Below are 15159 nucleotides of genomic sequence, written 5' to 3'. Positions count from 1 at the left end.
CCGCACATGCATACCGGTCGGTATGCTCGCTTCGGCGTCCATGCCACCGCCGTCGCCGCCCACGCCCGTCCGGGGAGGACCCGTGTCCCGCACCGCTCAAGCCGTATCCGCAACCGCCGCCCCGGGGGAGCCCGCCCGCACCGCACTGCGGGTCTGCCCGCTGTGCGAAGCCACCTGCGGGCTCACCCTCACCATCGAGGGCAGCCGCGTCACCCGCGCCCGCGGCGACCGCGACGACATCTTCAGCCGTGGTTTCATCTGCCCGAAGGGCGCCTCCTTCGGCGAGCTCGACGCCGACCCGGACCGGCTGCGCACGCCCCTGATCCGGGAGAACGGCGAACTCCGCGACGCCACCTGGCAGGAGGCCTTCGACCTGATCGCCGCCCGGATCAGGCCGCTGATCGAGCAGCACGGACCGAACGCCGTCGGAGTCGTCCTCGGCAACCCGAACGTCCACACCATGGCCGGCGGCCTCTATCCGCCCGTCCTGCTCTCCGCGCTGGGCACCCGCAACGTCTACTCCGCCTCGACGCTGGACCAGATGCCCAAGCACGTCTCCAGCGGACTGCTCTTCGGCAGCGCCACGGCGATCCCCGTGCCCGACCTGGACCGCACCGACCACCTGCTGCTGCTCGGCGCCAACCCGCTGGAGTCCAACGGCAGCCTGTGCACCGCGCCCGACTTCCCCGGCAAGCTCAAGGCACTCCGCCGCCGCGGCGGGACCCTGACCGTCGTCGACCCACGCCGCACCCGCACCGCCCAGCTCGCCGACCGGCACGTCGCGATCCGGCCCGGCACCGACGCTCTGCTGCTCGCCGCCCTCACCCAGGTGCTGTTCGAGGAAGGGCTCACCGACCTCGGCGCGCTCGCCGGCCATGTCGAGGGGGTGGCCGAAGTGGAGGCCGCCGTCAAGGACTTCACGCCGGAGGCCGTGGCGGATGCCTGCGACATGGACGCCGAGGAGATCCGGACGATGGCCCGCGAGCTCGCGGGCGCGCCCACCGCGGCCGTCTACGGGCGCATCGGCAGCTGCACCGTCGAACACGGCACCCTCGCCAGCTGGCTCGTCGACGTCCTCAACGTGCTGACCGGCAACCTCGACAGGCCCGGCGGCGCCCTCTTCCCGCTGTCCGCCACCGAACGCGCCCCGCGCCCGGCCGCCCCCGGCAAGGGGTTCTCCCTCGGCCGCTGGAGCAGCCGGGTGAGCGGGCACCCGGAGGCCAAGGGCGAACTGCCCATCGCCGCCCTCGCGGAGGAGATCGAGACCCCGGGCCAAGGACAGATCCGTGCCCTGATCGTGATCGCGGCCAACCCGGTGCTCTCCGCCCCCGACGGGGACCGCCTCGACCGGGCCCTGGCCGGCCTCGGCCTGATGGTGAGCGTCGACCCCTACCTCAACGAGACCTCCCGGCACGCCGACGTGGTGCTGCCCCCGCCGCCGCCCTCCCGAAGCCCCCACTTCGACTTCGCCTTCAACGCGCTCGCCGTCAGCAACCAGGCCCGCTTCAGCCCCGCCGCCGTACCGCTCGAGGAGGGGCTGATGGACGAGTGCGAGATCCACGCGCGCCTGATCCTCGCCGTCTCCGGCATGCACGGCGCAGAACCTTCCGCCGTCGACGACATGGTCATCAACAGCACCCTCGCAAAGGCGGTCGCCGACCCCGCTTCCCCGGTGCACGGCCGGGCGGCGGAAGACGTCGCCGCCCAACTCACCGGACGCACCGGCGCCGAGCGACGTCTCGACATGATGCTGCGCCTCGGTCCGTACGACCTGACCCTCGACATGCTGCTGGAGGCGCCGCACGGCGTCGACCTCGGCCCCCTTCGGCCCCGCGTCCCGCAGATCCTGCGGACCCGCAGCGGACGCGTCGAGCTGCTGCCCGGCCCCATCGCGGACGACCTGCCGAGGTTGCGCACCGCCCTCGCGGCCCGGCCGGAGGGCCTCGTGCTGGTCGGCCGCCGCCATCTGCGGTCCAACAACAGCTGGCTGCACAACGTGCCCGCGCTGAACGGCGGTTCCAACCGGTGCACCCTGCACATGCACCCCGACGACGCGGCCAGGCTCGGACTCGAGGACGGAGCGACGGTGAGCGTCAGCGGCGACGGAGGCGTCGTGGCGGCCCCCGTCGAGATCACCGACTCGGTGCGCCCCGGTGTCGTCAGCCTTCCGCACGGCTGGGGCCACGACCGTCCCGGCATCCGCATGTCGGTGGCCGCCGACCGTCCGGGAGTCAACGTCAACCAGCTGCTCGACGGCTCCCGGCTGGATCCCCTGTCGGGCACCGCGGTGCTCAACGCCATCCCGGTGGATGTAGCGCCAAGCCGATGACCTGGGGTTTTGCTCGTATTGCTCACGGGTCGACATCTTGTTAACGGCAGATGGCGACACCTAACGTCATCCGGACCCACCGGTGGGCCGCTCCTCCGGTGGCAGTTCAAAGATGAACGTTAGGTGTCCCCATGCTGACAGTCCTCGGCTTCGCCATGATCGCGACCTTCCTGGTCCTGATCATGATGAAGAAGATGTCGCCGATCGCGGCGCTGGTCCTCATTCCCGCACTCTTCTGCGTCGCCGTCGGGCAGGGTGCACAGCTCGGGGACTACGTCCTCGAAGGCGTGGGGAACCTCGCCCCCACGGCGGCGATGCTGATGTTCGCCATCGTCTACTTCGGCGTGATGATCGACGTCGGGCTGTTCGACCCGATCGTGCGGGGCATCCTGCGCTTCTGCAAGGCGGACCCGCTGCGCATCGTGGTCGGTACGGCGGTGCTCGCCGCCATCGTCTCGCTCGACGGCGACGGCTCCACGACCTTCATGATCACGGTCTCGGCGATGTATCCGCTCTACAAGCGCCTGAAGATGAGCCTGGTCGTGCTGACCGGCATCGCCGCCACGGCGAACGGCGTCATGAACACCCTGCCCTGGGGCGGCCCCACCGCCCGTGCGGCCACCGCGCTCAAGCTGGACGCGGCCGACATCTTCGTGCCGATGATCCCCGCCCTCGGCGCCGGACTTCTCTTCGTGCTCCTCCTCGCGTACGTCCTCGGCCGGCGCGAGCGCAAGCGTCTCGGATACCTCACGCTCGACGAGGCGCTCGAGCCCGAGCCCGGCACGGTGCTCGTCAAGGCCGGCGGTGGCGGCGAGCACGCCGCCGGGGCCGGGGGCTCCGCGGTCGGCGCCGAGGACGCCGGATCCGGTCCGGGAGAGGGCACCGGGTCCCCTCGCGAGGGCCACGAGTCCCCGCTCCACGACGGCGGTTTCCAGGGCCTCGACCCGAACCGCGCGACGCTGCGGCCCAAGCTGTACTGGTTCAACGCCGGTCTGACGCTGGCCCTTCTCACCGCCATGATCATGGAGCTGCTGCCGATCCCGGTACTCTTCCTGCTCGGCGCGGCCCTCGCCCTGACCGTCAACTTCCCCTCCATGGCGGACCAGAAGGCACGTATCGCGGCTCACGCCGACAACGTCCTGAACGTCGCCGGCATGGTCTTCGCCGCCGCCGTCTTCACCGGCGTCCTCACCGGCACCGGCATGGTCGAGCACATGGCCGACTGGCTCGTCGGCGCCATCCCCGAGGGCATGGGCCCGCACATGGCGATCGTCACCGGCGTACTGAGCCTGCCGCTCACGTACTTCATGTCGAACGACGGCTTCTACTTCGGTGTGCTGCCGGTCCTCGCGGAGGCGGGCGCCGCCCACGGTGTCTCGCCGCTGGAGATCGCCCGCGCCTCCCTCGTCGGCCAGCCGCTGCACATGTCCAGCCCGCTCGTCCCCGCGGTGTACGTCCTCGTCGGCATGGCGAAGGTCGAGTTCGGCGACCACACCCGCTTCACGGTCAAGTGGGCGGCCCTGACCAGTCTGGTGGTGCTGGGGGCCGGGATCCTGTTCGGCATCGTCTGACATGGGTCGCCTCTGGCTGCTGCGCCTCGTCATCGCCTTCGGGTTCGCCCAGGCGGCGGTGTCGATGGCGCGCCCGGCCGTCTCCTACCGGGCGCTGTCGCTCGGCGCCGACGAGCGGGCGATCGGTGTGATCGCCGGTGTGTACGCGCTGCTTCCGCTGTTCGCCGCCGTACCGCTGGGCCGCAGGACCGACCACGGCCGCTGTACGCCGCTGCTGTACGCGGGCGTCGCGCTGATCGCCGGCGGCTGCGCGCTCAGCGGACTCGCCGGCTCGCTGCCGGCGATGGCCGCGTGGAGCGGTGTGATGGGACTCGGCCACCTCTGCTTCGTCATCGGCGCCCAGTCGATCGTCGCCCGCCGCTCCGCCCCCGCCGAACAGGACCGCAACTTCGGGCACTTCACCATCGGTGCCTCGCTGGGCCAGCTGGCCGGACCCGTTGCCGCGGGCGCGCTGATCGGTGACGACATGGCCCGTACGAGTGCGCTGGCGCTCGTCGTGTCCGCGGCCGTGGCGGCCGTCTCTCTGACCTCGATGTGGCGTATCGAGCTACGCCCCGAGGGAGTCGGGCGCAAGCGGGACGCGGCCGCGGCGAAGGTTCCCGTGCACCGCATCCTGCGGACCCGCGGCGTACCCGCGGGGATCTTCATCAGCCTCGCCGTGCTCTCGGCCACCGACATCCTCACCGCGTATCTGCCGGTGGTCGGCGAGCACCGCGGTATCGCGCCCACCGTCGTGGGCCTGCTGCTGAGCCTGCGGGCCGCCGCCACCATCGCGTGCCGGCTGGTGATGACGCCGATGATCCGCCGCCTCGGCCGTACCGCCCTGCTCACCGTGACCTGTCTGCTCGGCGGGGCGCTGTGCGCGGGTATCGCGCTGCCCGTGCCGCTGTGGGCGCTGGCGCTGATGCTGGCGGCGCTCGGATTCTGCCTGGGCGTGGGGCAGCCGTTGTCCATGACGACGGTGGTGCAGGCGGCACCGGCCGGCGCGCGTTCGACGGCGCTCGCGCTGCGGCTGACCGGCAACCGTCTCGGCCAGGTCGCCGCGCCGGCCTCCGCCGGACTGGTTGCCGGGCTCGCCGGTGCCGCGGCGCCCTTCGTGATGCTCGGTGTGCTGCTGGTGGTGTCGGGCGGGACCGCGGTGCGTACCGGCCGCTCCGGGCGCGGACACGCGGTGACCGGCGGCCCGGACGGTGCGGGCGGCGGCGCTCCAGGGGGCGCTCCGGACGGCGCTGCGGGTGGCGCTTCCCGAGAGGCCGGCGGGGACGGGCCGGCGGTGGCCGGGGCGGACGGTACGCGCGGCGGTGCGCCGGCCGGTGCTGCTCAGGGGCCCGACGCGGCCGAATCGCCCGGTCGGCACAGCCGCGGTGTCCGCTAGTAGGGGCATTTCTGACGGCTTCTCAGCGTTTCGATGCGTCTTCACGCCGAATTCGTGACATTTAGTCAGGCGATCGCGTGATCAGTATGACAATCGCATCGGCTTGAAGGAGCCTCGCATGAGCACGACCGCAACTCTCCGCCCCCGCCGTGTCCGCACGGCGGCGGCCGCTCTTGCCGCCCTGGCGTACGCCGGCATGACGCTGGCGTCGGCGCCGGCGGCGTTCGCCGCCATCGGCGACAGCGGCGACATCAAGATCCACAAGGCCGGCGTCGAGCACTGGGACACCCGGGACGACATCAAGGGAGTCTGCAAGTTCAGCCTCAGCGCCTTCAACTTCGAGAGCCTGCCGCAGGTCACCTGGACCATCACCCCGCAGCCGCCCACGGCAGCAGGACCCACGCTGACGGACAGCCTCGTGCTGGTCGCCGGCCGGGGCCACACCGAGGAGTACGCACTCCCCGACGGTGACTACCTGCTCGCCTGGACGGTCCCGAGCGGTGTGCCGAAGCAGAAGGTCTTCGAGGTCGACTGCGAGAAGTACGGCGACAAGCACGGTGAGAAGAACAACGGGCACAAGGGCCCGGAGAACGACAAGGGCACGGTCTGGGAGAAGGACGACAAGGACGCGCCCCACGGCGCTGTGCCCGCGGGCGGCGGCGGCATGGCCGGCGACGGCACCGAGGGCTCCGGGGACGACGGCTCGTCCGTCGCCGCGGCGACGGCGCTCGTCGCGGGCGCGGCCGGTGCGGCCGGGCTGGTCCTCGTCCGACGGGCCCGCCGCGCCCATGGCGCCGCGTAACGCACCGAGTCGCCGACGCCGACGACGCGGACCCAGCCGTGCCTGCCGTCTGACCATCACGCTCAGCGTGACGGCAACACTGGTCACCGGCGTCGTCCGGGGGTGTCAGGACCCGCCCCCGGACGCGCCGCCGGTCTCCGTCGCGGCGGACAGCCCGCTCGGCGCGAAGACGCCCGCGGCCGACGAGGCCGACGAGAAGGCCGCCGGGCGCGAGGAGCCGGCCGCGGCGGGCGGTCCGGCCGGGCACGGCGGATCGAACGTGATCGACCTGCCGCCGCTCACCGTCCGCTCCGCCGAACCGGCGCGGAAACCGGTGGCCCCGGTGCCGCCGCCGTCCCGGACGCCGGAGGCGGCGCGGTCGCCCCGGCCCGCGGCGCCGTCCCCGACGGCCGCACCGCCCGTGGCGGGCCGGGGAGAACTCGCGCTGCCGCCCTCCCCGGCCAGACAGCTCGCCATCCCGGCCATCATGATCGAGTCGCCCGTGATGGGGCTCGGTCTCGACAGCAAGGGCCGGCTCACCGCCCCTCCGGTGGACAACCCCCGTCTTGTCGGCTGGTACCAGCAGGGGCCCGCGCCCGGCGAGAAGGGCACCGCCCTGGTGGTCGGCCACCGCGACACCAGGACCGGCCCTGCCGTCTTCCTCAACCTCAACGCGCTGAAACCCGGTGACAAGGTCGACATCGCCCGCGCGGACCGGCGGACGGCCGTGTTCACCGTCGACAAGGTGCGCACCTACAAGAAGGAGGCCTTCCCCGACGCAGAGGTGTACGGCCACACGGGCCGGCCCGAACTGCGGCTGCTCACCTGTGGCGGCAGCTTCGACAAGAAGACGGGCTACTCCGCCAACGTCGTCGTCTTCGCACACCTCACGGACGTCAGACAGGTGTGATCCGGTCATGGGCGTACGGGACCGCCGATGGCCTTGCGGCCAGGGGGAGTTGGGCGGACGGTCCCCCGTGCGGAAACGCCTTTTCCGGCCGTTCGACGGCGCTGGTCTCGCATGGTGGACACATGCGTAACAAGCGCCCCTCGCATCGTGCGCGATCCATTCCCTGACGGGACATAGTGGGCTAGCTTCTGGCGACGCAGCTGCCCCTTCTCATCCCGGGCGGGACCCTATGACTCGCGCCATCGCTCTGCACAACGTCAGCAAGAGATACGGCCGTGCTCCCCGGGCCGTCGACAACTTCTCCCTCGGCGTCCGACCGGGGGAGTTCCTCGTCCTGTTGGGCCCCTCCGGCTGCGGCAAGTCGACCGTGCTGCGGATGATCGCCGGACTGGAGGACATCACCGAGGGCGAGCTCCTGCTGGACGGCGAGTACGCCAACGACATCCCGCCGCGTGAACGCGACATGGCGATGGTCTTCCAGAACTTCGCGCTCTACCCGAGCATGACCAACCGGGAGAACATCGGTTTCCCGCTGAAGCTCGAGAACCCGCGGGCCGACCGCAACCCGCGGGTGGAGGCCACCGCCAGGATGCTCGGCATCGAGGACATCCTCGACCGGTTCCCCGCGCAGCTCTCCGGCGGCGAACGCCAGCGCGTCGCGATGGGCCGGGCGATCTCCCGGCGGCCCTCGGTCTTCCTGATGGACGAGCCGCTCTCCAACCTCGACGCCAAGCTCCGCAACCATCTGCGGGCCGAGATCGCCCGGCTGACCGCGGAGTTGGGGGTGACCACGGTCTACGTCACCCACGACCAGGCGGAGGCCATGTCGCTGGGGGACCGGGTCGCCGTGATGCGCGGCGGGGTGCTCCAGCAGGTCAGCTCCCCGCGCGACACCTATGCCCTCCCGGCGAACGTCTTCGTCGCCGCGTTCATCGGAACGCCCCGCATCAACCTGCTCCAGGCCGTCGTCCACGCGCCGCTGGACGGCCGGATGTCGATCGATCTGGGCCGGCAGCGGCTGCCGCTGCCCGAGCCTCTCAGCCCCGACCATCAGCTGCTGCGGATCCAGCAGGGCCGGCAGATCATCGTGGGTCTGCGGTCGGAGGCCACCCGGATCGCGCCGCCCAGCCAGGCCCGCGCGGGGGAGGTGGCGCTGACCGGGATCGTCGAGCACATGGAGTACCAGGGGCACGAGGCGCTGGTGCACTTCAACACCGGTTCCCGGCCCGCCGTGGTCGCCGATCTCGAGTCGCCGCGTCCGCAGACCGCCGCACGGCGGCGGAGAAGCGCCGGCCCCGGAGTGCTGACCCGGCTCAAGGACCGGGCGATGGCCCAGGTCGCGGGGCCGGTGGCGGTGCTCGACGATCCGGTTCCCGAGCCCGCCCACGAGAGCAGGATCACCGCGCCGAGCGACCTCGTCGTCCGTACCGGCCCCGACCTCCGGCTGCGCACCGGCGCCCAGGTGCCGCTGCTCGTGGACCTCGCCCACCTCTACGTCTTCGACCATCAGGGCCGCCGGATCTGCCCCGCACCCATGGACGTTCCGGGCCTCGACGCCTGAGCCCTCCGCCACGACAAGTGGCCTCCAGCACGCCGGATGCCCCTGGCGCCGTAAAACTAACGGCGCTAGTTTGGGGCGCGGACACTACCGCGAGGCGTGGAGGAGAGCGATGAAGGCCCACGACGGCATGTACATCGGCGGCCGGTGGCGGCCCGCTTCGGCACCGGAAACGATCGCGGTCGTCGACCCCGCGGACGAGCAGGTCATCGCCCATGTGCCGGCCGGCACTGCGGAGGACGTCGATGCCGCCGTACGTGCCGCCCGCGCGGCCTTCCCGGGCTGGGCGTCGACGCCGCCCGCCGAGCGTGCGCGGCACATCGCGGCCCTGCGCGACGAGCTCGGCCGGCGCGCGGAGGAGATCGCCGGGACGGTGACCGCCGAACTCGGCGCGCCGCCCGCCCTGGCGCTCGCGGTCCACGCGAGCCTGCCGGTCGCGGTCGCCGGCTCCTACGCGGAGCTCGCGGGCTCCTACGCGTTCGAGGAGAAGATCGGCACCTCCACCGTGCTGATGGAGCCCGTCGGCGTCGTCGGCGCGATCACGCCCTGGAACTACCCGCTGCACCAGATCGTCGCCAAGGTGGCGCCGGCGCTGGCGGCCGGCTGCACCGTGGTGCTCAAGCCGGCGGAGGACACCCCGCTGACCGCGCAGCTCTTCGCGGAGGCCGTCCACGAGGCGGGCATCCCCGCGGGCGTCTTCAACCTGGTCACCGGGCTCGGCCCGGTGGCCGGCCAGGCGCTCGCCGAGCACGAGGACGTCGACCTGGTGTCCTTCACCGGGTCGACCGCCGTCGGCCGGAAGATCGGCGCGACCGCGGGCGGCGCGATCAAGCGCGTCGCGCTGGAGCTGGGCGGCAAGTCCGCCAATGTGATCCTGCCGAGCGCCGACCTGGCCAAGGCGGTGAACGTCGGCATCGCCAACGTGATGTCCAACTCGGGCCAGACGTGCAGCGCGTGGACCCGGATGCTCGTGCACAAGGACCGGTACGAGGAGGCGGTCGAGCTCGCCGCCGCCGCCGTCGCCAAGTACGTCCCCGGCGAACGGGTCGGCCCGCTCGTCAACGCCAAGCAGCAGGAGCGGGTGCGGGGTTACATCGAGAAGGGCATCGAGGAGGGCGCCCGGCTGGTGGCCGGCGGCCCCGAGGCACCGCTCGGAGTCGGCTACTACGTCAGTCCCACCGTCTTCGCCGACGTCACCCCCGGCATGACCATCGCCCAGGAGGAGATCTTCGGGCCGGTCGTGTCGATCCTGAAGTACGAGGACGAGGACGACGCCCTCGCGATCGCCAACGGCACCGTGTACGGCCTCGCCGGCGCCGTCTGGGCCGGCGACGACTCCGAGGCGGTGGCCTTCGCCCGCCGTATGGACACCGGACAGGTCGACATCAACGGCGGCCGCTTCAACCCGCTGGCGCCGTTCGGCGGCTACAAGCAGTCCGGCGTCGGCCGGGAGCTCGGGCCGCACGGCCTCGCCGAGTACCTCCAGACCAAGTCCCTCCAGTTCTGAGCGGTAAGGAAACCATCGTGGTCCGTGCAGCCGTCCTGCCCTCCGTCGGCGCTCCCCTGGAGATCACCGAGATCTCGCTGCCGGAGCCCGGCCCCGGCCAGGTCCGGGTCAGACTCGCCGCCGCCGGGGTGTGCCACTCCGACCTGTCCCTCTCCGACGGCACCATGCGGTTGCCCGTCCCGGCCGTCCTCGGCCACGAGGGCGCGGGCACCGTCCTCGCCGTCGGCGAGGGCGTCACCCATGTCGCACCCGGTGACGGGGTCGTTCTCAACTGGGCGCCCTCCTGCGGAAGTTGTCACGCCTGCTCCATCGGCGAGGTGTGGCTGTGCGCCGACGCGCTGACCGGCGCGGGACGGGTGCACGCCCTCGCGGCCGACGGCACCGAGCTCCATCCCGGCCTGAACGTGGGCGCGTTCGCGGAGGAGACGGTCGTCGCCGCGAACTGCGTGCTGCCCGTCCCCGACGGTGTCCCGTTGACGGACGCGGCTCTGCTGGGCTGCGCCGTCCTCACCGGCTACGGCGCCGTCCACCACTCCGCGCGGGTGCGCGAGGGCGAGTCCGTCGCGGTCTTCGGCGTCGGCGGGGTCGGGCTGGCGACGCTCCAGTCCGCCCGGATCGCCGGAGCGGGCCCGATCATCGCCGTCGACGTCTCCCCGGAGAAGGAGGAACTGGCGCGCGGCGCGGGCGCCACCGAATACGTCGTCGCCTCCGACAACACGGCGAGGGAGATCCGGGCGCTGACCGGCAAGCGCGGCGCCGACGTGGCGATCGAGTGCGTCGGCCGCGCCTCGACGATCCGCGCCGCCTGGGACTCCACCCGGCGCGGCGGCCGTACCACGGTCGTCGGCATCGGCGGGAAGGACCAGCAGGTCACCTTCCACGCTCTCGAGCTGTTCCACTGGGGCCGCACGCTGTCCGGCTGCGTCTTCGGCAACTCGGACCCGGCCGCCGACCTGCCGGTCCTCGCGGAGCACATCCGTGCCGGCCGGCTGGACCTGAGCGCGCTGGTCACCGAGCAGATCGCCCTCGACGGCATCCCGGCGGCCTTCGAGAACATGCTCGCGGGCAAGGGCGGCCGGGCCCTGGTCGTCTTCTAGAGCCCCTCCCACGACGCACCCCGGCCGCCGTGGCGGCCGGGGTGTCCGTGCTGCTCGAACGGCATGTCCGGCGGTCGGAGCCGCCCGGGAAACTTCCCCCGCCCAACCCGTTGACCCCCATACCCACCGGTCGGTACGGTCCCCGGAACTCCCCAGTGCCACCCCCTTCTCCGACTCCGTCCCCGCATCCACCGGAGTGTGCACGTTCATGGACACCGCAGCTCAGCTCACGGACACCCCCGGCTCCACACCCTCCGACCCCCGGCGGCGACGCGTCGCCACCGCCGCGGCCCTCGCCTCGGCCGTCGAGTGGTACGACTACTTCGTCTTCGGCATCGCCGCCGCCCTGGTCCTCGGCGACCTGTACTTCCCCGCCGGCAGCTCCTCCGCCGGTGTGCTGGCCGCCTTCGCCACCTTCGCGGTCGGCTTCCTCGCCCGCCCCGTGGGCGGCGTCATCGCCGGGCAACTCGGCGACAAGCGGGGCCGCAAGCCGATGCTGGTCCTCGCGCTCACGCTGATGGGCATCGCCACCGCCGGCATCGGCCTGCTTCCCACGTACGAGACGATCGGCATCGCCGCGCCCGTCCTCCTGGTCCTGCTCCGCATCGTCCAGGGCATCGCGGTCGGCGCCCAGTGGGGCGGCGCGATGCTGATGGCCACCGAATACGCCCCCGAGGGCAAGCGCGGCCTCTACGGCAGCCTCGTCCAGCTCGGCGTCCCCATCGGTGTCGTCACCGCCAACACCGTGTTCCTGGTCGCGGGCTCCCTCACGAGCGAGTCGGCGTTCGCCGCCTGGGGCTGGCGGGTGCCGTTCTTCGTCGGCTTCCTCGTCCTCGGTCTCGCCTGGTACATCCACACCAAGGTCGAGGAGACGCCCGAGTTCCGCGCGGCCGAACGCGCTCTCGCCGAGAAGGAGAAGAGCGAGACCCGCTCCCCCCTGCGCACGATCCTGCGCGATCACCTCGGCACCGTGTTCCTGGCCGGCGGCTCGTTCGCCGTGAACACCGCGACGTTCTACATCATCATCACCGGCGTCCTGGACTACGCGACCCGCGAGCTCGACATGAAGCGGAGCGCGGTCCTCGCGGTGTCCCTGGGCGTGAGCCTCACCCAGCTGGTGCTGATACCCGCCGCGGCGGCCCTGTCCGACCGCATCGGACGGCTGCGGATCTACGCCGCCGGCGCCGTCGGCCTGCTGGTGTGGGCCGTGCCGATGTTCCTGCTGATCGACACCGCGTCGCTGCTCTGGCTCGCCGTCGGGACCTTCGTCACCAGCTGCTTCCTGAGCATCATGTACGGGCCCCAGGCGGCGCTCTTCGCCGAGCTGTTCACCGCTGAGATGCGCTACACCGGTGCGTCCCTCGGCTACCAGATCGCCGCCGTCTTCGGCGGCGGCCTGGCACCGTTCATGATGGTCCTGCTGCTGGAGGCGACCGGCACGTCCATGGCGGTGTCCGGCTACATCATCGGCCTGGCCGTGATCGCGCTGATCTCCATCAAGATCCTGGCCTCCCGTGCGGCGAAGGCCGCCGCCCCGGCGTCCCAGGCCCCCGCGTCCCCTGCCACGGCCGAGGCGCATTCCGACTGACCGCCGCTCGGTCCGACCGGCCCCGGATCCGTCGCCGTGCGAGGCGGCGGTCCCGGGGCCGGGGCCGTACGGTCGGTCAGGCGCGGGGCCCGGTGAGCTCGCGGTCGGTGACCGGCGCCCGGCCCCGGGAACGGGACACCGCCACACCCGCGAGGCACAGCGCCCCGCCGCACAGGGTCAGCCGGCCCGGGACCTCGTCCAGCGCGAGCCAGGACATCAGCACCACCAGCGCCGGAACCGCGTACGTCGTCGCGCCCATCCGGCCGGCGGTCGTACGCGCAAGTGCGTACGCCCACGTCGTGAACGCCAGCGCCGTCGGGAAGACGCCCAGGTAGACCATGTTGAGCGTCGCCGGCACCGGCGCCCGGGACGCCTCCTCCACCAGCTGCCCGGCGAACGGCAGGCACGCCACCGTGCCCACCAGGCAGCCGAACGTCGTCGCCTGGAGCGCGCTCGCGTGGGCCAGCGCCGGCTTCTGCGCCACCACGCCGCCCGCGTAGCCGACCGCCGCCAGCAGGCAGAGCAGTACGCCCAGCGTCGAGGCCCCGCCCTCACCGGACATCGACAGGCCCACGACCACGGCGCCCGCGAACGACACGGCCATCCCCGCCACCAGCCGCGGTCCCAGTCCCTCGCCCAGCAGCCGGGCGCCCAGCAGCGCGATGAGGATCGGGCCGATGTTCACCACCATCGCCGCCGTGCCCGCGTCGACCTGCTGCTCGCCCCAGTTGAGCACCACCATGTAGACGCCGAACCACAGCAGACCGGAGACGATGATCCCCGGCCAGGCGGCGCGCGGCGGCAGCCCCTCCCGCCGGACCAGCAGGACACAGCCCAGCGCGAGGGAGCCCGCGAGCAGCCGGCCGAGGGCGAGCGCGCCGGGGGAGTAGGCCTCACCCGCGCTGCGGATGGAGACGAAGGCGGACGCCCAGAGCACGACGGTGACTGCCGCGGCGGCCAGGGCGGGCCACTTCGTGTGGCGGAGGGGGTTCGTCATGGTGCGACCGTAAGGGCTCGACCTTTCGGGGGTCACCGCAATATTCCCGGCTCGATCCCGAGGAGCGTGTGCAGCGCCCGCTCGCCGTCGTCCGTCACCTTCACGGCCCGGTCGGAGCCGATGCGTACGCACCAGCCGGCGTCCAGGGCGTGGCCGCACAGCCGGGCGCCGGCGACGCCGGCGAGATGCGGCCTGCGCTCCGTCCAGTCGAGGCAGCCCCGTACGAGCGGGCGGCGGCCCTTGGCCGTCAGGTCGATCCCCAGGTCGGCGAACCAGCGGGCGCCACGGTCCGTGAGCGCGAAGCCGGCGTCCTGGGTGAGCAGTCCGCGGGCGGTCATGGCCCGGGTGATCGTGATGCCGAGCCGCCCTGCCAGATGGTCGTAGCAGGTCCGCCCGCGCGCCAGGGCCCCGGCGACGTTGGACTCGCGCAGGGACCGCGGCGCCGGAGGAGGTCCGGGTGAGGCGTGCGCGGCGAGTTCCTCGACGAGGTGCGCCACCCGGTCGTCGGCGAGCCTGACGTACCGGTGCCGGCCCTGTCGTTCCTCCGAGAGCAGGCCGCCCGCGACGAGCTTGCCGAGGTGCTCGCTCGCGGTCGACGGGGCGACCCCGCCGTGCCGGGCGAGCTCCCCGGCCGTCCAGGCCCGCCCGTCGAGGAGGGCGAGGGCGAAGCCCGCGCGGGTCTCGTCGGCGAGCAGTGCGGCGAAGGCGGCGAGGTCGCGGGAGGAGGTCATGCCTCCCAGGATGCGTCAGGGACGTTTCGGCGCCGACCGAAGGGTGACGTCGTGCCGGACGGTCTCGTACTGGAGCGCGAGGCCGTCGAGCAGGGCCTCGAGTCCCGTCTCGAACGCCCCTTGGTCCACCTGTTCCTGCCGGTCCGCCAGCAGGTGGGCCTGGCCCAGGTGCGGGTAGTCCGCCGGGTCGTACGCCGTCGCGTCGTCGACGAAGCCGCGGGCGAAGGAGCCGAGCGCGGAACCGGTGATGAAGTAGCGCATCAGCGCGCCGATGCGGGTGGCGTGGGCGGGTGGCCAGCCGGCGCGGACCATCGCGCCGAAGACGGCGTCGGCGACCTTGAGGCCGGCCGGGCGGCGGCCGGGCCCGCGGGCGAGGACCGGCACGGTGTTGGGGTGGGCGCTCAGGGCGGCGCGGTAGGAGACGGCCCAGTCGTGCAGGGCGGTGCGCCAGTCGCGGTCGTCGTCCTCGTCGAACATCGACAGGTCGACACGGGCGCTGACCGCGTCGGCGACCGCGTCGAGGATCTCGTCCTTGTTGCGGAAGTGGTTGTAGAGGGAGGGGCCGCTGACGCCGAGCTCCGCGGCGAGCCGGCGCGTGGAGACCGCGTCGAGCCCCTCCGCGTCCACGAGCGCGCTCGCCGTCTCGACGATGCGTTCTCTGCTGAGGAGGGGCTTGCGCGGGCGGGCCATGCGGCACATAGTAGGCCCTGCACAA

12 protein-coding genes are annotated in these 15159 nt (G+C 72.6%); 9 read left to right on the top strand and 3 right to left on the bottom strand.

All coding sequences use genetic code 11. The features are described from left to right. The first annotated feature begins 82 nt into the window (after positions 1–82). The 9 genes from ACIPJI_RS30585 (at position 83) to ACIPJI_RS30545 (ending at position 12716) form a co-directional block, all read left to right on the top strand. Positions 83–2329 carry a molybdopterin oxidoreductase family protein gene (locus ACIPJI_RS30585; RefSeq protein WP_402250007.1) on the top strand — a complete coding sequence of 749 codons (2247 nt, stop codon included), beginning with the start codon at positions 83–85 and terminating at the stop codon, positions 2327–2329. Positions 2330–2460: 131 nt separating this feature from the next. Next, complete coding sequence (locus tag ACIPJI_RS30580; protein ID WP_402250005.1) at positions 2461–3900, top strand: CitMHS family transporter; 1440 nt, start codon at positions 2461–2463, stop codon at positions 3898–3900. Between the two features lies 1 nt (position 3901). Further along, positions 3902–5275 (top strand): MFS transporter, encoded by a 1374-nt coding sequence (locus tag ACIPJI_RS30575; RefSeq protein WP_402250003.1) that lies wholly within the window; start codon positions 3902–3904, stop codon positions 5273–5275. A 118-nt stretch (positions 5276–5393) separates the two neighbouring features. Continuing rightward, entirely contained in the window at positions 5394–6077 is a 684-nt protein-coding gene (locus tag ACIPJI_RS30570) for a hypothetical protein (protein ID WP_307705582.1), read from the top strand. 67 nt (positions 6078–6144) lie between these two features. After that, positions 6145–6966, top strand: a complete 822-nt coding sequence (locus ACIPJI_RS30565) for a class F sortase (RefSeq protein WP_402250002.1) — start codon at positions 6145–6147, stop codon at positions 6964–6966. Between the two features lie 229 nt (positions 6967–7195). Beyond that, positions 7196–8527, top strand: a complete 1332-nt coding sequence (locus ACIPJI_RS30560) for an ABC transporter ATP-binding protein (RefSeq protein WP_402250000.1) — start codon at positions 7196–7198, stop codon at positions 8525–8527. 109 nt (positions 8528–8636) lie between these two features. Then, positions 8637–10031: an aldehyde dehydrogenase family protein gene (locus tag ACIPJI_RS30555; protein WP_402249998.1), complete on the top strand. Its 1395-nt coding sequence runs from the start codon at positions 8637–8639 to the stop codon at positions 10029–10031. 17 nt (positions 10032–10048) lie between these two features. After that, positions 10049–11128: a Zn-dependent alcohol dehydrogenase gene (locus ACIPJI_RS30550; protein ID WP_356622887.1), complete on the top strand. Its 1080-nt coding sequence runs from the start codon at positions 10049–10051 to the stop codon at positions 11126–11128. A gap of 208 nt (positions 11129–11336) precedes the next feature. Then, positions 11337–12716, top strand: a complete 1380-nt coding sequence (locus ACIPJI_RS30545; protein ID WP_356622885.1) for an MFS transporter — start codon at positions 11337–11339, stop codon at positions 12714–12716. 76 nt (positions 12717–12792) lie between these two features. On the opposite strand, the gene ACIPJI_RS30540 is transcribed toward ACIPJI_RS30545, so the two are convergent. From ACIPJI_RS30540 to ACIPJI_RS30530, 3 genes are read right to left on the bottom strand one after another with little or no spacing between them, the layout of a single operon-like run. Beyond that, positions 12793–13713, bottom strand: a complete 921-nt coding sequence (locus tag ACIPJI_RS30540; protein WP_307705576.1) for a DMT family transporter — start codon at positions 13711–13713, stop codon at positions 12793–12795. Positions 13714–13745: 32 nt separating this feature from the next. Next, positions 13746–14444, bottom strand: a complete 699-nt coding sequence (locus ACIPJI_RS30535; protein WP_307705575.1) for a helix-turn-helix transcriptional regulator — start codon at positions 14442–14444, stop codon at positions 13746–13748. 15 nt (positions 14445–14459) lie between these two features. Then, entirely contained in the window at positions 14460–15134 is a 675-nt protein-coding gene (locus tag ACIPJI_RS30530) for a TetR/AcrR family transcriptional regulator (RefSeq protein ID WP_356622883.1), read from the bottom strand. Positions 15135–15159 lie beyond the last annotated feature (25 nt).

Origin of the sequence: Streptomyces sp. NPDC086835 (genome assembly GCF_044745705.1) — a bacterium.
Taxonomy (GTDB): domain Bacteria; phylum Actinomycetota; class Actinomycetes; order Streptomycetales; family Streptomycetaceae; genus Streptomyces.
This window is presented reverse-complemented; position numbering and strand designations above follow the sequence as displayed.

Bases quoted from the DNA above. Each gene is read 5' to 3' on its own strand.
- ACIPJI_RS30580 (WP_402250005.1), top strand. From the start codon at position 2,461: ATGCTGACAGTCCTCGGCTTCGCCATGATCGCGACCTTCCTGGTCCTG.
- ACIPJI_RS30575 (WP_402250003.1), top strand. From the start codon at position 3,902: ATGGGTCGCCTCTGGCTGCTGCGCCTCGTCATCGCCTTCGGGTTCGCC.
- ACIPJI_RS30570 (WP_307705582.1), top strand. From the start codon at position 5,394: ATGAGCACGACCGCAACTCTCCGCCCCCGCCGTGTCCGCACGGCGGCG.
- ACIPJI_RS30560 (WP_402250000.1), top strand. From the start codon at position 7,196: ATGACTCGCGCCATCGCTCTGCACAACGTCAGCAAGAGATACGGCCGT.
- ACIPJI_RS30555 (WP_402249998.1), top strand. From the start codon at position 8,637: ATGAAGGCCCACGACGGCATGTACATCGGCGGCCGGTGGCGGCCCGCT.
- ACIPJI_RS30545 (WP_356622885.1), top strand. From the start codon at position 11,337: ATGGACACCGCAGCTCAGCTCACGGACACCCCCGGCTCCACACCCTCC.
- ACIPJI_RS30540 (WP_307705576.1), bottom strand. From the start codon at position 13,713: ATGACGAACCCCCTCCGCCACACGAAGTGGCCCGCCCTGGCCGCCGCG.
- ACIPJI_RS30535 (WP_307705575.1), bottom strand. From the start codon at position 14,444: ATGACCTCCTCCCGCGACCTCGCCGCCTTCGCCGCACTGCTCGCCGAC.
- ACIPJI_RS30530 (WP_356622883.1), bottom strand. From the start codon at position 15,134: ATGGCCCGCCCGCGCAAGCCCCTCCTCAGCAGAGAACGCATCGTCGAG.